Annotated in this window: 15 protein-coding genes and 3 pseudogenes; 12 read left to right on the top strand and 6 right to left on the bottom strand. The window is 67.4% G+C overall.

Features of this window, described 5'->3' with window-relative positions; translation table 11 throughout:
• Positions 1-177: 177 nt before the first annotated feature.
• Positions 178-306: a hypothetical protein gene (locus AB0J10_RS22775; RefSeq protein WP_363064321.1), complete on the top strand. Its 129-nt coding sequence runs from the start codon at positions 178-180 to the stop codon at positions 304-306.
• A gap of 151 nt (positions 307-457) precedes the next feature.
• Positions 458-781 (top strand): hypothetical protein, encoded by a 324-nt coding sequence (locus AB0J10_RS22770; protein ID WP_363064320.1) that lies wholly within the window; start codon positions 458-460, stop codon positions 779-781.
• Positions 782-995: 214 nt separating this feature from the next.
• On the opposite strand, the gene AB0J10_RS22765 is transcribed toward AB0J10_RS22770, so the two are convergent.
• On the bottom strand, positions 996-2,537 hold the full coding sequence (locus tag AB0J10_RS22765) for a MauE/DoxX family redox-associated membrane protein (protein ID WP_363064319.1): 1,542 nt from the start codon (positions 2,535-2,537) through the stop codon (positions 996-998).
• 983 nt (positions 2,538-3,520) lie between these two features.
• Here AB0J10_RS22765 and AB0J10_RS22760 point away from each other — a divergent pair.
• The 4 genes and pseudogenes from AB0J10_RS22760 to AB0J10_RS22745 form a co-directional block, all read left to right on the top strand.
• Positions 3,521-4,720 (top strand): amidase, encoded by a 1,200-nt coding sequence (locus tag AB0J10_RS22760; RefSeq protein WP_363064318.1) that lies wholly within the window; start codon positions 3,521-3,523, stop codon positions 4,718-4,720.
• A gap of 758 nt (positions 4,721-5,478) precedes the next feature.
• Positions 5,479-5,925: a MerR family transcriptional regulator gene (locus tag AB0J10_RS22755; RefSeq protein WP_363064317.1), complete on the top strand. Its 447-nt coding sequence runs from the start codon at positions 5,479-5,481 to the stop codon at positions 5,923-5,925.
• Positions 5,922-6,605 (top strand): hypothetical protein, encoded by a 684-nt coding sequence (locus AB0J10_RS22750; protein ID WP_363064316.1) that lies wholly within the window; start codon positions 5,922-5,924, stop codon positions 6,603-6,605. The genes AB0J10_RS22755 and AB0J10_RS22750 overlap by 4 nt, the downstream gene beginning before the upstream one ends.
• 345 nt (positions 6,606-6,950) lie before the next feature.
• Positions 6,951-7,155, top strand: a pseudogene (locus AB0J10_RS22745) (IS630 family transposase); the annotation flags it as partial.
• A gap of 41 nt (positions 7,156-7,196) precedes the next feature.
• Here the strand turns inward: AB0J10_RS22745 and cpt are convergent.
• The gene (gene cpt / locus AB0J10_RS22740; protein ID WP_363064315.1) at positions 7,197-7,727 is read right to left on the bottom strand and encodes a chloramphenicol phosphotransferase CPT; all 531 of its coding nucleotides are present in this window, start codon (positions 7,725-7,727) and stop codon (positions 7,197-7,199) included.
• Positions 7,728-8,858: 1,131 nt separating this feature from the next.
• Between cpt and AB0J10_RS22735 the strand changes: the two genes are divergently transcribed.
• From AB0J10_RS22735 to AB0J10_RS22725, 3 genes are all read left to right on the top strand, one after another.
• A complete protein-coding gene (locus AB0J10_RS22735; protein WP_363064314.1) occupies positions 8,859-8,987 on the top strand; it encodes a hypothetical protein in 129 nt (42 codons plus the stop codon).
• Between the two features lie 1,117 nt (positions 8,988-10,104).
• Complete coding sequence (locus AB0J10_RS22730; protein WP_363064313.1) at positions 10,105-10,911, top strand: MerR family transcriptional regulator; 807 nt, start codon at positions 10,105-10,107, stop codon at positions 10,909-10,911.
• Positions 10,908-11,918: a BtrH N-terminal domain-containing protein gene (locus tag AB0J10_RS22725; RefSeq protein ID WP_363064312.1), complete on the top strand. Its 1,011-nt coding sequence runs from the start codon at positions 10,908-10,910 to the stop codon at positions 11,916-11,918. Before AB0J10_RS22730 ends, AB0J10_RS22725 begins: the two co-directional genes overlap by 4 nt.
• Before the next feature lie 56 nt (positions 11,919-11,974).
• On the opposite strand, the gene AB0J10_RS22720 is transcribed toward AB0J10_RS22725, so the two are convergent.
• Positions 11,975-12,661, bottom strand: coding sequence for a replication initiator (locus tag AB0J10_RS22720; RefSeq protein WP_363064311.1), 687 nt, complete (start codon positions 12,659-12,661; stop codon positions 11,975-11,977).
• Between AB0J10_RS22720 and AB0J10_RS22715 the strand changes: the two are divergent.
• Together AB0J10_RS22715 and AB0J10_RS22710 are read left to right on the top strand one after the other, a co-directional pair.
• Positions 12,642-12,839 (top strand): annotated as a pseudogene (locus AB0J10_RS22715) (transposase); the annotation flags it as partial. The gene AB0J10_RS22720 and the pseudogene AB0J10_RS22715 overlap by 20 nt on opposite strands.
• Positions 12,840-12,871: 32 nt before the next feature.
• Positions 12,872-13,300, top strand: coding sequence for a peptidase inhibitor family I36 protein (locus AB0J10_RS22710; RefSeq protein ID WP_363064310.1), 429 nt, complete (start codon positions 12,872-12,874; stop codon positions 13,298-13,300).
• 76 nt (positions 13,301-13,376) lie between these two features.
• Here the strand turns inward: AB0J10_RS22710 and AB0J10_RS22705 are convergent, their stop codons facing one another.
• The 3 genes and pseudogenes from AB0J10_RS22705 to AB0J10_RS22695 all read right to left on the bottom strand — a co-directional run bounded on the left by AB0J10_RS22705 (position 13,377) and on the right by AB0J10_RS22695 (position 15,692).
• Positions 13,377-13,505 carry a hypothetical protein gene (locus tag AB0J10_RS22705; RefSeq protein WP_363064308.1) on the bottom strand — a complete coding sequence of 43 codons (129 nt, stop codon included), beginning with the start codon at positions 13,503-13,505 and terminating at the stop codon, positions 13,377-13,379.
• A gap of 280 nt (positions 13,506-13,785) precedes the next feature.
• Positions 13,786-14,849, bottom strand: a pseudogene (locus tag AB0J10_RS22700) (transposase).
• Between the two features lie 49 nt (positions 14,850-14,898).
• Positions 14,899-15,692 (bottom strand): IS5 family transposase gene (locus AB0J10_RS22695; protein ID WP_363064352.1). Its coding sequence is split into 2 segments (ribosomal slippage): positions 14,899-15,362 and positions 15,362-15,692, totalling 795 coding nucleotides; the frame shifts between segments, so codons are not numbered across the junction.
• Between the two features lie 97 nt (positions 15,693-15,789).
• On the opposite strand from AB0J10_RS22695, the gene AB0J10_RS22690 reads away from it, so the two are divergent.
• A complete protein-coding gene (locus AB0J10_RS22690) occupies positions 15,790-16,401 on the top strand; it encodes an SMI1/KNR4 family protein (protein ID WP_363064307.1) in 612 nt (203 codons plus the stop codon).
• Positions 16,402-16,431 lie beyond the last annotated feature (30 nt).

Below are 16,431 nucleotides of genomic sequence, written 5' to 3'. Positions count from 1 at the left end.
GGCCGCGCACACGGAGTTCGTCGTCGTCGGGCCGGCCCTCCAATGCCGGCCGCCTTCTGGGTCCCTGTGGACCGGCACCCTGGTCAACTGCCTCGGCGCCATGAAGAAACCGTTCCTCAGCATCTACCTCAGCCAGGTCAGAGTGTCCCCCTGCACACCATCGGTCTGATCCTTGCCGTGGTCGGCACCGGATCGGTGATCTCCCAGCCCCTCGGCGGCTTCCTCACCAACGGGTTCGGCCGCCGTGCCGCCCTGACCGGTGGCATGCTCGCCAACGCGGCCTCGGAACTGGCCGGCGGATCCTGAGCCGCCGGCGTATGGACAGCAGTGAGGAAGCGCGGAGATTGCCTGGCACCGGCATGGTCAGGCCCCACCAGGTCCAGCCACAATGTGGGCATCTTCAGGCCGGGCGCAACTCGCGTTTCTGGCCTGTCAGCGGTCGGAGCGGAGCGGCACCATGGCATGGGTGGTAGGAACGGGCGGGCTCTTGGGGCTGCTGGCAATCGCTTCGGGAATCGTGACGCTGCGGACGGGGTGGATCCTTCCCACGGCGCGTCGCCACGTCGGCAGGCCGAAGCTCCACGGCCTCGGTGCCCTGCTCACGGGCGCGTCCCCGCTTCTGCAGAGCCTCTTCTACTTTGGAATCTTGCCGAGCTTTTCCTGGGAGGTCCGTTTCCTCGGCGGAAACGCCTTCCTGCTCGGTGGGCTCCTCCTCATCGCTCTCAGTCAACTGCTGCCGGTCCGCCGAAACCCGGAGCACGCCGATCCCTCATGCGCCTGAAGGATGTCAGCGGATCACGGCCGAAGCCATAAGCGGATCGCAGCGGCGGTACGGGTCTTCCGCAACCGGCAGCGCCGGCTTTCCACCGTGGAGATGCTCACGCCCGTCGAGTACGAACTGGGGCAGCGCCTAGAGCGTGTGGCCGAGTAGCGTGGCTCCACCGAGCGCGCTGCACTCCGGCTCGACTCATCCCCACTCTGAACGATCCGGGGCCCTATCGAACTCGGAGGGGTTGTACGGAACGGCTGATTGCCTCCGGTGTGCTGCTGGGACACGCTTCGGGGAAGGTGACCGGGAGACCGATGCCTTTCATGGCGCTCTTGTACTCGGCGACGCCCGGCAACTCCTGGGTCGCCGCTGACCAGATCACCGTGGCGCACGTACGCGTGTCGCAGTTGCCGCCGAAGGTCAAGAAGTTCTCGCTCTCAACCGACTGGCAGTGACACAGCGCCCGGTGAGGGTCTTGCGGATCGATGTGACAGGTGACGTCGAGGCAGTTCGCCCACCTGGCACGGTCGGTGCATGTCATTGCGTGTGTTCGGCTGCTGGTGTTCTGTACCGAGAACGTCGAGATCAGCTTGTCGCGCTTCGGCGCTCGCTCGTCACACGAGGTGAACCCGTAGGAGTAGCCGTCCTCGACCGCGCAGCGGCAGATGACGACGTTCGGATCGTCCGGCGACGGTTCGCACGACGCCGAGGTGCACAGCGCGTAGCGCTGATCGCACAACCAGCCCCCACCCACCTCGACCTGCTTCGGTGGCGTCCCGGAGGGGGCGATGCTCCTGATGTCCCGGGCTGCAGTGCAGGCCGAGGCGAGGGCAGGTGCAAGAGCCGCCGAGGCGAACAGCACCGCCCGCCGCGCGATCGTCGAGCCGCCGCGGGTCCGAAGCGCCTTCTCGATCAGGCCGCGGATCTCCGCTGCACCGACCGCCGGAGCAGCCACGACAACCCGCTCAGCGTTGATCAGCACAGCGGAAGGGGTGGCAGTGACCCCGTAATCGGCAAGCACTCTACGGTGGGCGTCCGCCAACAGCCGGTGCGGTGCGGCCCCATCCGGCCCGTCCGCCCCGGCGAGGACGTTCGCGTGTTGCGTGCCCCCGCTCACGACGGCGATGGTCACGCGCTCGCCGTAGGTCTCCTGCCAACCGGCCACCTGCGGGAGCAATGCGCTGCATGCGCTGCAGGCCTGATCGCTGAAGACGAGGAGAAGTGGTCGATGCGCCGCCAGCAGACTGTCCATGGTCCACGTTCGACCGGTCTCGTCCGGCAGGGAGAAGCCGCGTGCGACCATGCCAGGCCGCACTTTCCTGATTCGTACCGGCCGCAGCCCGAGCCAGGCGAGTGCTGTGGCAGCGGCAAGCCCCGCGAAGAGCCAGGGGAAGCGTCCACCGAGGGCGACGAACGCTGCCAGGGTCGCGAGGAGCCCGTTGCGGGCGACGGTCGACCAGCCGACCGGAGCGGTGTGCGCTCCTCCGAAGCATCGGCAGGCGGGGGTCCGTCCGCGGGACACATTCAGCGCGATGGCCGCGCTGAAGCCGGCCAGCAGCACGAGCGCCCCCAGAGCACCGCCACGTGCCCATGGACGTACGGCAAGGGCCAGCGCGACGGCGAACTCGCAGACCACGAGAAGTCCGCCGAGAGGCGTCGCCGTCCGGGCCGGCAGTCCGAAGTCGACGATGGCCTGCGGTAGTGCCCTTCGGTCAGTCAGCTTTGCGACAGCCGCACATCCGAAGATCGCCGCCAACACATTCGCCACCACAACCATCCTGCGCTCCCCGCAGCTCTCGACGTTCTGAACCGGAGGCAGGCCCGCCCGACCGTCTCTCGCAATGCAGCGCCCGCGCCCCACTCATACCGGTGCGCGGGTGGAGAGAGAGCCACCGGCGCCCGGGCGGCACTCGGATGGCCCTGCGCCGGCTGACGCCGCATGGTTCCGGGCACGTACCCGAGCTGATCCACGGCCGGGTTCCGGCGGGCCCGCGCGCGAGTGGACGAAGGACCACCGTCGCCGAGACGATCACCGCCACCCACATCCGCGCCGGACCGCGCGCCGCCGACCTGGATGCCGGTGACCGTCCCACCTGCATCGCGATCAGCCAGGACGGCTTTGCCACTCCGTCCCCGGCCAAGCACGATACCGCCGCTAGAGCCCCGGCGCCGCCGACCTACGCGCGCGCCCACCGGTCCGACCCGGCTGCGCGGTCTCCGCAGTGCAGAACTCGCGCACCGCGCGTCGGGTCGGCCCTGCTGCGGTTCGCGCGACCCCGCGCACGCGGAGAAGGCGACCAAGGGCGGCCACGAAGACCCACGGGACGAAACGGCCCAGGGCGCCACGAAGATCACTGAGGAGCTGCAGGACCCGCCGCACTCCATCACTTCCCAGCCGAGCAACGGGTTCACATGTGGACCACGAACCCGATCGAGTCGAACTTCCTCGGAGTCATGCGGCTCTTGCGACGGCGCTCCAGCTCATCGAGTCCGCTCGGATCCGCTGGCGCACCGTCAACGCAACCCACCTCGTTCCCCGGTCCGTGACGGAGTCCGCCTCGACCACGGACTCCCGGTGGTAAGCCGAACCGGGGGCGCAGGACGGTCTTGCCTCCCATCCTCCGACCAGATGGATACCATGCCGGAGCGAATGGCTTGCGTCGGGCTTCGGACCGATGACGGATCCGGAGCTGCGGTCGAGACGCCCCGGCGCGGCGATGAGGGCTGTTGTCGGGAGTGCAGGAGAGCGCCATGGGTTCGGCAGACGCAGATCTCGCGGTATGGCGGGAGCGGGGTGAACCGCTGATCGCGGGATCCGGTCGCGGCCCGCTGTGCGGTTTGCGGCTGGCGGTCAAGGACGTGCACGCCGTCGCCGGACACCGGCTGGGTGCGGGGAACCCCGTGTGGCTCGCCGAGGCGGAGCCACAGCGGACTCACTCGTGGGCTGTGGCCGCGTTGCTCGACGCGGGGGCGGACCTGACAGGGATCGCGCAGACCGATGAATTCGCGTACAGCCTCAACGGGACGAATGCGCACTACGGCACCCCGCCCAATCCCGCGGCACCCGGCCGCATCCCGGGCGGTTCGTCCAGTGGTCCGGCCGCCGCCGTGGCGCTGGGCGAGGTCGATGCCGGGCTCGGCAGCGATACCGCCGGGTCGATCCGGGTGCCGTCGTCGTACTGCGGTCTGTACGGCCTGCGGCCCACTCACGGCGCCGTCCCCACAAGCGGCATGCTTCCACTCGCGCCATCCTTCGATACCGTGGCCTGGGTCGCGCGGGATGGCCGGACGCTGGCACGGATCGGCGACGTATTGCTTCCCCCATCCGATGGCACCGGTGCCGAAGGCGCGTTGTCCAGGGCGCTGGTGGCTGACTCCCTCACGGCACTCGCTGGTCCCGGCGTGCGGGAGGCGTTCCCGCGCGCCGTCACCGACCTGGCCGGGAAGACGGGACTGCGACTCGAGCGACTGCCCTCTCCCGGGGTCGATCCGATCGCGCTCGCGACGGCCTTTGCCACCGCCCAAGGCGCCGAGGCATGGGAGTGCGACGGTGCCTGGGTCAGCGCTCACCCGGGCGTCCTCGGCCCAGGGGTAGCAGCCCGCTTCACTCGCGCATCACGTATCACACCGGAGAGCCGGAAAGCTGCGAAGCGAATGGTCCGCCGGGCGAGAGGCGCCTTGCGCGAGTTGCTTGCGCCGGACACGCTGCTGCTGCTGCCTGCAGCACACGGGCCGGCACCGTTGGCCACCGAACCACTCGAACGCATGAGCGTTGTTCGGAGTGAGACGTTCCGACTGACCTGTCTGGCCAGCGCAGCGGGTTTGCCCTGCCTGGTGCTTCCCGGGATGTCGGTGAGTGGACTGCCCGTGGGCCTGGCGGTCATCGGAGGCCAGGGAACAGACCGGCGTCTGCTGGAACTCTCACGCGCGTTTGCGGCGGTGAATTGGTAGTGGAGGCATGCCCCGCTTGGCGCGGCTCGACGAGGAACACACATGCGCCCCTCGCTCGCCTCCGGCGGAGTCGCGGAAGTGGGACTTGGCTGTGAGGTGATCTCGGTCCGTGGCGGACGCCCCCGGACTCCGGCCCTTGACCGGATCGTGGTCCCACGGTGAGCCTCGGACTTGGAGGGGCCGAAGCGCGGTGGCCGGGCCCGCCAGGCTCGTTTGCCGACCAGCAAGTGGACGATGGCGCGAGCAGTGTCCTGTCCGGCGTGTCCTGTATCGCGCCGTCCCTGCGACCGCAGCTTCGACGGCGGGATCACTTCTTCCTCGATGGGAAGCGGCTTCGCTCTCTCACGGCCCGTCCGGAACACTCCAATTCCATGTACTCCGCCACCTGAACACTTCGACGATCCGACGGCACTTGGGACACGGTCCAATAACGGGCAGGCAGCGAATCGGTATCCACCGGGTCGTGGGTGGCAGGACGATGACGGTCTGGGCGAACCACCGCAGCGTCCATTTCCTCCCCGGTGGGGATCTGGTCACCACCATCCCGTTCCGGCTGCGGCCGGCGGGCATCGCCTGCCCGACCACGCGCTACGGCGCCGGTTCCGCCGGCTCCGCATATCCTCGCCCAGCGATCGGGCCGCAAGGCGCCCGCGTCATCGGGGAGTCGCTCAGGAAAACGCGTTCCCGGCGCCGTGTGGTGTAGGTCACGAGGAGAGGGGTTGAACCTGGAGTCGTGTCCAGGATCTAGCGTCGAGTGCATGACCACAGCCATCCTGCCGGGAGTATCCCGGTTCAGCATCGGGGCACTGGCGCGCGCCGGTGGTGTCTCGGTGGACGCCATTCGCTTCTACGAGCGGGAGGGATTGCTCCCGGCTGCGGAGAGGACCGTTGGCGACCACCGCCGATACCCGCCCGAGGCGCTCGACAGGCTCGACTTCATCCGGGTCGGCCAGCGCCTGGGCTTGAGACTGGAAGAGATCAAGGAGCTGGTGGATGCCTGCGAGCAGGTTCCGGACTGCCCGGTGACCCATGCCGTCGAGCTGTTGCGAGGTCGCATCGCGGCCGTCGAGCGACAGATGGAGGAACTCACCGGGCTGCGAGATCGGCTTGTGCACGTCGTCGAGCGGATGGAGTCCCATCGGGACGGGGACGACTTCACCGCCGGCATCATGCCTCCCCTCCCCGGGACGGAGAACGCCCGATGACCGCATCTCTGACGCCCTCGACCCGTGCGCTCTATCGCGCTGGTCTGGTCGGGGCTCTGGTGACCTTCGCGTGTGCGGTCGCCTTCCAGACCCTTTCAGCCCTTCACGCGGAGGTGCACCTTCAGCCCACGGACGTGCCGCTGTCTCCCGGCGCCTTCCTGCGGCCCCTCAGCGACAGCGCGGACGCCGTGCTGGTGTGGATGGCCTTCGACAGCCTCTTCGTCATCGCCTACCTGACCACCTTCGCCGCAGCCAGGGCTCTGACCGTCACCCGCCTGCTCGGCACGCTCAGTCTTGCCGCGATGATCGCGGCTGGAGCCCTGGACATGGTGGAGAACGCCGTGCTCGCCGTCCATGCGGCTCAGGCGTCCGTGATGGATCCGCTCCCCGCGGCGCCGATGATGAGCTTGTATGTGATCGCTCAGCTCAAGACGGCAGCGGCGGCCACCGGCATCGCCTTCCTCGCCCTGGGGCTTCCCTGGCGCACCCGGTTGCTGCGCGCGGCGATCGTGGCTGCGGGCGCTTTCGTGCTGGTCACCGTGGCCGGTGTGGCCCGTCCGGAGCTGGCCGCACTGGAGGCGTTGCCGATCCTGCTGCTCATGGGGTTGCTGGCGGGTGTCTTCGCCCGGCGGCTGAGGGCGTCAGCCGTGGCTTCTGCCGCCGTGGCCGAGGTGGCGTAGCCGTACGGGAATGCCGGGCCGCCCCTGCGACCGGGCGGCCCGGCTCACATTCCTCTGGGCCTCCGGCAGCAGGACGGTGCGTGTCACCGCGTCCGAGGGCCTGACAACCGCGATGTGCACCGAGGGAGGTGGGTCTGGAACACACTGCCCCGTCGGCCGGGCACTTCGCCGTGGCAATGGCGTGGGTGTAACAGAGGACTGCGGGCACGGCGATCGCGGCGGGGCCGGGTACACGGATGGTGCCAGCAGGCCCGCAGCCCGACGGGGTCTGCACGGTGAGCGGTGCAATGTCCCAGCTGGAGGCGACAGTTGAGGCTGATGTGGCGAGTGGCATCGAGGCAGGGGAGTTCGTTCGGTCCGCTGCGGCACTTCACCGTCGCCGACTCCCGCCGTCGCAGCCAACTCGCGCAGACCCAGGCCCTGCACGCCTACCTGCGCCGGCGCAACACCACGCCCGCCACCCCGCCGCCCAGCGCAAGGAACGCGACACCACCCATGCGGAGAAGGTGGCATCCGCTGGGGCGGGCGCCACCCAACCACCGCAGCCTGACTCGTCCCTGGGCTGCGATTACGGCAGACGAAGGTCATCGATCACTTGACCCTTGCCGCGATGGTCCGTGCGCACTCCATCGCCTCTGCATGGGTGGTGTCCACCTCCATCTCATAGGTCACGCCCTGGTGGACCACCTCCGCCTGATACGCGGCCATCCCGATGGTCCGATCGCCTCGTGCCACCTCTCGGGCCGCGGCCACCGCAGCGTCACACCTGACGCCGACCCACAGCACCCGAAGTTCACCCAAAGCCTTCTGCCATCGCTCCTGCGAGTACGCCCCGCCGAGGAAGACCTCATCGACGATGACCCGGGCACCAGCACGGGCCATCGCGGCGACCCCCTCGATCCATGCCGCTTCCAGCGTCCGGAACTCCGGACCGGGGATCACTTCTCCGTCCGGGGCGAACTCGATGCCGTCACCCGAAGCCTGCATGGACGCCGGCATCGCATCAACCAGAGTGTCTGTCCCGAGGGCCAGCCACGGATCCGGCAGAATCGCCTGCAGACACCGCACGATCCCGGACTTCCCCGAGCTCGAGCCACCGTTGACAACGATCACCTGAGTCATCACCGCGCCACAGTAGAGGCACCGGCACAACGCTCGAAACCGATTTCCGCAAGCCCTGCACCGCCTACCGCCAACCGGTGGACCATCCCGGTCAGAGCACCAGTACCGGAAGTGCATGTCTTCGCCCCGCGCCGGACCGGCGATGCGGCCGACGCAGGAATCGCGCCCGGACCCTCGAGCGAAGTGGATGTCGTACTCGAGCATCAGTCGCTCGGCCTTCTGCCGGTTGAACCTCCGGCCCTCCCGGCGCAGTGCCGTCGTGATACGCGGAGCGCCGTACGCCGCGAGGATCTGCTTCTCGGCCTGGAGCTAACGGACCCTTTCGCCGCAGCTCCTCGCGCTCCTTCGTGGTCGACGAGCCAGTCGGTCCCCGCCCTGGTCGGCCTTGCCCCGGTCCACCCAGTTTGACGTCGGGTGTATGCCGCAAGCTCGTGTTGCTGCTCTTGCTCGCCACCGACGACTGCTCTGTCCGACCGAGTATCGAGCTGTCCGGCTCAGAGGGAAGGACCTCACCTCTCCGGCTCGCATGCACTCCTGCCACGATGCGACCCTTCGTTGGGCCGTTGAGCTGATGATTCAGCGTGCCTCACTCGGCCGGAGACCGGCATGGCCTGACCATGAGCTCGGAAGACGTCGGAGGACGTGCCCTTTGGCGCCCTGGGATGCGCCGACTACGAAAGCAGCTCCGCCATGTGTGCTGGACCCCGACTCCGGTCCTTCTCCCGAGGTACAACAGTGCTGACCGGTGGCCTCTTGGTCTCGACGGCGCTGTTGACCATGGTCACTCCGGCGCTGGCCGCCGGTCCGGCTCACGGGATGACGGCTCAGGCACCCGTGTCGCCGGTATCAGAAGACGACCGGTGCGACAGACACCCCTACGACGGCTCTCTCGCGCTTGCGGTGGGCGACCGAGACAAGTGCAGGGGCAAAGCCGGCCCGCCCGGACCTCCCGGACCTCCCGGCCCGGCCGGACCTCCCGGACCTCCCGGCCCTCCCGGCCCCCCCGGAGTATCTGGCTATCAACAGGTCTCCAACACTCAGTCGTGCGGGGCCGACAGCTTCTGTACATTTACGGCAACCTGTCCGGCCGGCACGGTGGTCACGGGCGGCGGCCTCAACACCAACACTTTTGTGAGTAGCGGTGTGTACCTCTATGAGTCCGGACCGATCAGCAACACCACGTGGAGAAGCACCATGCGCAACACCACCGGCTCCTCCTTCAACGTTACTGTCCGGGCCATCTGCGCCAACGCCAGCTGAGAGTCTGTCCGGTGAGCTTCTTCGAGGTCGCCACCGATCGGGTGATGGGCCGTGGAGCGCAATCAGCGAGGTCCCCGGGCTGTTGATCGAGACGTCTGACGTCTCAATCACGGTGCTCGGGGGCCTCGTTGGTCATCCAACCTGCCGCAGTCGACCTGCCGCTCCCGAAGGGTGAATCCTGGGTAAAGCCGAACTGCGTTTCGGATAACGAAACCGTTGAGCTGAAACTCACTCTGGACACCGTCGGTGACTACACCCTGGCTGCTCCAAGTCCAGAGTCGAGAAGAATGCAAATCGGCTCAACCTGGCTGCGAGCCGCAAGCTCCGCTTCACCATCGAAGCCGCTGGAGGAGCTCGCTGGATAGTAAGCATCCAGGCTCCCAAGAAGTAGTGGACGGCGGCTCTACCACTTCGGGGGTAGGGCCGCCGCTTGGTGTCGATCTCGCATGAGGGTCCATCAGCTTGCTGATACGCCCTTTCGGTTCGGTCGAGGTGGCCCTTTCCGCACGTGGGCAGGTTGGTAGCCCGGCTGTCGCGTCGAGTGGGCGCCGGGTTCCGCTGCTCCGGTCGGGTGGTCCTGCTCGTAGGGGTGGGGAAGTTGCCGGTCAGCCGGGGTTCGGCAGGGCTGCGAGCCGTTGCCCCGCCTCGGTGATCACGTCGGTCCGGGGTCGGTGCTTCGCGAGGCGGAGGATGCGGCGGCGTCCGGTGGTGACGATTCGGGGTGGCGCCGGAGAACAGCCGCAGCCGCAGCGGCGGGGTTCCCACGGGGCCCACTCTGCGCGGTACTTGTAGTCGGATGGCAGCGCGGTGCCCAACTCTCCTCGGCGAGTATCCCGCCCACGGGCTCGCCCTTGCCCTGGACGCTGCGACGTCCGCTTCAGCATGCTCGGCGACGACGAAGCGGTGGCATGACGCTACGGTCAACAGGCTGACCAGCCGACCGCACACCGACTCGCTGCCGAAGACTGCCCCGCTCGCGCTGCCAGTCCAGTTTGACCTCCGGTCCCTGCCGGAGGCTGTACCCGCATGCTCGAAACGACGGCAGCGAGTAGGGCATTCTTGAATTGATCGACTCGGCTCTGGACTCTCCCACGGTGGGAGAGTCCACCATGATGGCGTGCAAGACGAACTTCTCACCATCGGGCGCTTCGCCCGCCTGTGCCGCCTCAGCGTGAAGCAGCTACGGCACTACGACGACATGGGGCTGCTGGCCCCCATCAGGGTGGACACCAGTTCTGGCTACCGCTACTACGCACCCGAACAGGCGCGCGATGCCCTGGCCATCGCCCTGCTGCGTGAGCTGGATCTTCCCCTGGCCGTGATCGCCCAGGCACTGGCTGCCGGGCCTGGGCACAGGGCCGGGATACTGCGCGCCGAGCGGGATCGGCTGGCCGCTCGGATCAGCAGGGACCAGATTCGGTTGGAGTTGCTGGAACGGCTGGTAGAGGGTGGTCTGCCCGGCTATGAGGTGATCCTGGCCAGAGAGCCGGAGCGACGGCTGGCAGTGGTGCGAGAGATCTGCACCCCCGCGGAAATCGGGACCAGAGTCGGGGACTGCGTAGGTCGACTACTGCCCACGCTCGGCGAGACGGGGATCGCATGGGAGCCGCCGCTGTGGGGGCTGTACCCGCTGGACCTGGCAGAGCGGATGGAGATCGCCGTCGGAGCGCAGATTCCGCAGGGGGAGGGGACACCCGGCTTGGAATACGAGGTACTGCCCGGCGGACTTGTTGTCGAGACCGTGCACATCGGTGCCTACGTGCAACTTCCCTTGGCCTACAACGCACTCTTCGCCACCATCCACGAGCGTGGACTGCGCCCGCAAGCACCCGTGCGCGAGGCGTATCTCGTCGGGCCGGCAGAGGCACCACAAGAGGAACTGATGACCCGACTGATCGTCCCCGTCCAGGAGAGCGCGCCATGACCGCGGTGATGGACATCGAGGCGCGCGGCACTCAGCACTGCGAGACGACAGTGATGGGGGTGCTGCTGCGACACCAGGGAATTGATCTGTCCGAGCCCATGCTGTTCGGCCTCGGCTCCGGCCTGTCCTTCATCTACTGGGACGGCAGGAACATGGGATTTCCCTTCCTCGGAGGACGGGTCAGGCCTCTCGACCTCACCAGGAACCTGACCACCAGGCTCGGGCTGGACCTCCTGGTCCTGGAAACCGCCTCTCCGCGCAAGGCATGGGACAACGTGGCGTGTTCCATCGACGCCGGCCACCCCGTCGGACTCCAGCTCGACAGCTACTACCTGGACTACTTCGACTCAAAGGTCCACTTCGGCGGCCACGTCGTCGCCATGTACGGCTACGACGACCACTACGCCTACCTGGTGGACACCGACCAGCAGGGCGGAGCCGTCTCCACCCACCTGACCAACCTCGCTCGGGCCAGGGCCGCGCGCGGCCCGATGACCGCCAAGCACCGGTCCTTCACTCTCACCGCTCCAGGAAGCCTGCCCACCCCGCACGAGCAGATCGTCCCCGCCATCACCGCATGTGCCGACGCTTTCCTCAACCCGCCCATCGCCAACCTCGGCCACCGCGGCATCGAGAAGGCCGGCAAGCTGGTGCGCACATGGCTCGAGCGCGCCGACAACCCACAGCGAGACCTGACTCAGGCTGCCATGCTGATGGAGAAGGCCGGCACCGGTGGCGCCATGTTCCGCAACTTCTACCGTGACTTCCTCGCCGAATGCACCGATCTGCTCGACAGCAGCCACCTGCGCACCGGCCACACGCTGTACACCGAGGCGGCCATTCTGTGGACGGAAGTAGCAGCACTGATCAAGAAGGCTGGGGAATCGGGCGATACACAGTGCCTCGTCCAGGCCGGCTCGGTCCTCGGTGATCTGTCACGAATGGAGCGCGAAGCCATGCAATCACTGCGCCGCCTGGGGAATGAGGCCCCAAGTTCTCGAGGGTGAACAGACTGGCTGGCCGATCGTCGACAGGCTGGTGTGGTTGGAGCTAGCCTCGATCTTTAACCTGTGCGGCGGGGATGTTGGGTCGTTGCTTTCTGTGTGCGTTGTCCCGCCGGGGGTTTGGCGGCGGTGTGCACGTCGCAGCGTGCAGTGGGTTGGTTGTTTCTGCGGCCGGGTTGCCGTCCCGGGCCACCGTTGATGAAGCCCGCGAGGCGTTCGAGGTCGGGGGTGAGGCCGGTGCCGTCGTAGGCCCAGTGAGCGATAACGAGGGTGGTCGGCGAGGGCGGAGCGGTGTGGCGGCGGTGCCAGGCGGCGCGGGCGGCCCGGAGGGCACCGAGAGTGGTGGAGTAGGCGCGGGTCTTGGTGGAGGAGTGGCCGCGGAAGCCGAGCATGTGGGCCCACTTGCGCAGGTTCAGGTGCTTGAGGTTGTCGCGAGCGCCGAGGGTCCATGCTGTGTCGATCGTGCGGGCGGCATGTTCGGGTACGGACTCGAACCAGAGGTCGGTGATCTTCTTCAGCCGGTGGTCGAGGGTGCCGGTGGCGGCTTCGGTGCCCTTGGTGGCGTACTTGGCGACGTACCCGGCGACCTTGCCCTCGGTAGTCGTGGTCCCGCCTTGGAAGGCGGTGGACCGGATGATCCTGGTGCCGATCTGCTCGTCGAAGGCGAAGGAGTGGGTACGGCTTTTGAGCGTGGGCCCGTCGATGTGGGCGCGGGTGGCTGCGATCCGGATTGCCCGCAGTGGCATCGAGTCCAGCGAACGACTCGGCCGACGTCGCTGGGTCATCGAACGCACCATGTCCTGGCTCACCGGCTACCGCAGACTCAACTACCGCTAAGAATGCCACCCCCGCAACTACCTGGCCTTCCTCGGCCTCACCGCCGCCCTCTGCTGCTACAAACGACTCATCCGCCTCACCACATAGGACGCGGTCCAAGTGATCGTGTACTCTCCTCGTTGATCATCGCCTATCGGGAGGGGCTTGGCATGAACCTGAAGCGCAAGTTGATATCTGGGGTGTTCGCCGGTGGGTTGGCCGTCGCCGGAATGGTTGCGACGGCTCCGTCTGCGGCGGCAGTCGGAGGCTGCCCGACGGGGAAGCTGTGTCTCTACGAGAACATCAACTACGTTGATCTCGACATCACGAGCACCAGTACGAAGGCGTGCATCGACCTGGGCAACTTCGGGGAGCATGGATTCGAGTACGGCATCGGGTCGTACGTGAACAACCTCCCAGTGAAGGCCGCCGTCTATCACTGGGGTGGTGTCGGTCTCGGCTACGTATATGACGGAACGATCTCACCCGGTAAGTTCAGCTCCAATAGCACCAACGGTGACTGGTTCGGTGAGTTCGGCATGGTGTGCACGGGTGGGGCTACCCCGTAACTCACTCACAGCAGTTCCAAAGGGCCCGGGCTCTCGGCGGTTTCTAGGGGGTCGTTGCAACACGTGGTCGTGTTGATCAGGCCGCGAGCAGTTCATGCAGGCGCTCGGCTGAGATTTCCCAGCCGAGCGTTTTGCGTGGGCGGCGGTTGAGCTGGTCGACGTCGACGATCCGGCCTACCTCGGTATTGCTGTATACCTGCTGCACGAGCCGGGAGCATGCCTCCCGTTCCCGTGACAGCTTCCTGGGACTCTGCGGTGCCCGGTCCCCACGGAGCTCGAAGTCCATCGCACCCCTTGAGCTGGGGTGCTGCAACGACTTCCGGCCTCGATCCTTCTTGACGGGCCGCCGACGGAGTCGGTGGTCCGTTTCGTTGTCGAAGGCTGATGCTGGGCGGGCCGAGGGCCCGAGTGTCGTCTCGGGTGGCCGCCGGGTTCCACTGCTCCGGGTGATGAGGGGCTGTCGTAGAGACGGGTGAATCCACTGGTCAGCCCGGGTTCGGCAGGAGTGCGTGCCGGTCGAGAGCGGTGGTGGCTTCGAACATCCAGGGCCAGTGCCGGACCAGGCGGAGGATCCGCTGGCGGCCGGTGGTGACGAGGTGTCCGGCCGCGGAGAACAGGCGGAACCGCAGGCGCGGGGCTCCCAGAGCCTCGCCTCGCCGGTGAGCGCGAGCATCGGCATCCAGGCCAGCAGGTCGAGAGCGATCTGCACGATCTCCAGCAAGACCTTGTTCTACGTGGTGTCGTGCAGGGCAGGTTGCGCAGGCTGGTGGCCCGGGCGGCCCGGATCCGGTCCTCGGCCCTCGCTCGCAGCCGGTGACGGAGCTCGAGTTCGGCGATCGGCTGGTCCGAGGTGGCGGTGGCGAAGCAGGTCAGCCGCCTCCATCCGCGTCCGTGATCCTCAACTGGGCCCCGGGGTGCGGCCTCTCGTCGCGGACGATCAGCCGCATGCCCGTGGGCCAGCCGTCCAGTAGGCCCCCGGTGAGTTCGGCGACCCAGGCCCCGTCACGGCCGGGGCCAGCTGAGCGGCGGTGATGCGGTCGGCAGCCGTGTTCGAGTCCGTGTTCCTGGGCCTGAGCAGGGCTGCCACCGGTTCTCCGGTGCCGCCCGGCCCGTGGTCGACGAACCCCATCAGCGGATGGTGACCGCCCGGTCACCGGCCAATCCCCAGACACGGCGGCGGACTTCGGAGCGTGCGGCGCGGATCGCCGTGAGCGCCTTCTCGCCCGAGGAAGCGAGGTTGTCGATCAAACGGGAGAACCGTCGGAACGGAGGCGACCGGCCCGAGCATGGCCGGCTCGGACCGCAGCAGGGCGATGTCGGCGAGGCAGTCCGCGCCGAGCGCGACCGCCACTGCGAGGTCCACGAGTACCTTGCCCGGCTCGTGAACGGCCCGGGGCTTCCGCCATGAGGCCAGAGCCCCGGGTATGGCCTGGTCACGGCTACTCTTGCAGACAGTTTCGACCAGCAGGACCGAACCGGCCTGCGAGACCACGGCCCGGCCGTCTCCCTGGACGCGGACATGGGGATAGGAACCGGTAGGCTTCTTCACCGGGAAAGTGCCTCTGGATTCAGCGGGAACAAGGACCTTAGAGATCGTCTCAGTTGGTGATTCGGCGGTAGCAGATGAGCGCTGCTGCGATGCCGACGAACCCGAGGAAGTGGTCTGCCAGACGTTCGTAACGGCGATGTAGGCGACGGAATCCGTTCATCCAGGCCACGGTCCGTTCGACCACCCAGCGGTGCCGACCGAGTCGCTCCGAGGACTCGATGCCTTTGCGTGCGATACGAGGGGTGATGTTTCGGTCTCGTAGCCATCCCCGCAGGTGAAGGTAGTCGTATCCCTTGTCTCCGTGGAGTTTCGCAGGACGGCGTCGGCGTGGTCCGCGACGCGAGCGAATCGGTGGGATACCCCGGACGAGGGGCTCAAGTCCTTGGCTGTCATGGGTGTTCGCTCCGGAGACGCCGACCGAGAGGGGCAGTCCGTTGCGGTCAGTGAGCAGGTGGATCTTGAATCCCTTCTTGCCTCGATCGGTCGGGTTCGGTCCCGTCAGAGCCCCCCTTTGAGAGCCCGGAGACTGACCGAGTCGATGGCGCATCGGGGCCAGTCGAGAATGCCGTCGGAACCGAGCTCGTCGAGGATCACGCGGTGGAGCTTGGCCCAAACGCGGGCTTCGGTCCAGTACGAAAATCGGCGGTGGACGGTCTGCCAAGACGCCCCGAAGACTGGTGGAAGCTGCCGCCATGTGCAACCGGAGGTAGCGACGAACAGGATCGCGGCCAGGACCCCACGGTCGTCAGCTCTGCGCCGTCCGCCCCCTTGCGGACGGACCGGTGCCTCAGGCACCACGCGCAGGAAGAGCTCCCAAAACTTGTCAGGCACCAGCCGCTGCATCATCTCCATGCCATCACAACGAGGGCCCGGCCGACCGCGGCCATGAAATGTGGTCGATGCTGTCGGAGACGTTGCCCGACAGCATCTTCGAGGAGCCATGACCGACTACTTGCAGGCCGTCTTCGACATGCTCGGTCCGGCAGAGAGCCGATATGCCGATCCTGCTGCGTGGCTTCGCCTAGAGCAGGAGCTCGGCAGAGAGCTCCCCACGGACTACAAGGCGATCGTGGACGCCTACGCACCCGTCCAGCTCAACGGGCACCTTGGCCTCTCATCTCATCCGGGTTGCGCATGGCGGGAGCTGGGCGAGGAGATCCGGTCGACGTCGGGAATCTGGGCTGAGAGCCTTTGGGAGTCCTACGACCTGGAGCCCGACGAGGATCCCCGCGTGATCTGCAACCGTCCGCAGATCACCTTCGGTACGCCCGACGGTCTCATCCCACTCGCCAGCACGGACCAGGGGGCCGCCATCTTCCTAGCCCCAGAGGTCCACGGCTTTCCCGACGGTGTGGTGGTTCAGGGGGCAGAGGGGGATTGGGCCGGCCACCCCATGAGCTTCGCCGAGTGGCTGTACCGGTATCTGGTTGGCGAGGAGATGGCCGGCTGGGACAGCGCGGCCTTTTACCCCGGCCCCGTCCGGCTGGAGTACTTGCCCACGGGGCCGGGAGAACGCACCCGCGAGGTATACGGCCCAGAGCGCGGCATGTGAGTCCGCACCAAACGAGACGGCTTCTAAGAC

The sequence above is a fragment of the Streptomyces sp. NPDC049887 genome (genome assembly GCF_040656535.1).
In the GTDB taxonomy this organism is placed as follows: Bacteria; Actinomycetota; Actinomycetes; order Streptomycetales; family Streptomycetaceae; genus Streptomyces.
Note: the sequence above shows the minus strand (reverse complement) of the source record. Positions and strands in the feature narration are given on the sequence as shown.

Excerpts from the sequence above, each read along its gene's own strand:
- AB0J10_RS22755 (WP_363064317.1), top strand. The coding sequence starts at position 5,479 with ATGACCACAGCCATCCTGCCGGGAGTATCCCGGTTCAGCATCGGGGCA.
- cpt (WP_363064315.1), bottom strand. The coding sequence starts at position 7,727 with ATGACTCAGGTGATCGTTGTCAACGGTGGCTCGAGCTCGGGGAAGTCC.
- AB0J10_RS22750 (WP_363064316.1), top strand. The coding sequence starts at position 5,922 with ATGACCGCATCTCTGACGCCCTCGACCCGTGCGCTCTATCGCGCTGGT.
- AB0J10_RS22690 (WP_363064307.1), top strand. The coding sequence starts at position 15,790 with ATGACCGACTACTTGCAGGCCGTCTTCGACATGCTCGGTCCGGCAGAG.
- AB0J10_RS22725 (WP_363064312.1), top strand. The coding sequence starts at position 10,908 with ATGACCGCGGTGATGGACATCGAGGCGCGCGGCACTCAGCACTGCGAG.
- AB0J10_RS22770 (WP_363064320.1), top strand. The coding sequence starts at position 458 with ATGGCATGGGTGGTAGGAACGGGCGGGCTCTTGGGGCTGCTGGCAATC.
- AB0J10_RS22720 (WP_363064311.1), bottom strand. The coding sequence starts at position 12,661 with ATGCCACTGCGGGCAATCCGGATCGCAGCCACCCGCGCCCACATCGAC.
- AB0J10_RS22760 (WP_363064318.1), top strand. The coding sequence starts at position 3,521 with ATGGGTTCGGCAGACGCAGATCTCGCGGTATGGCGGGAGCGGGGTGAA.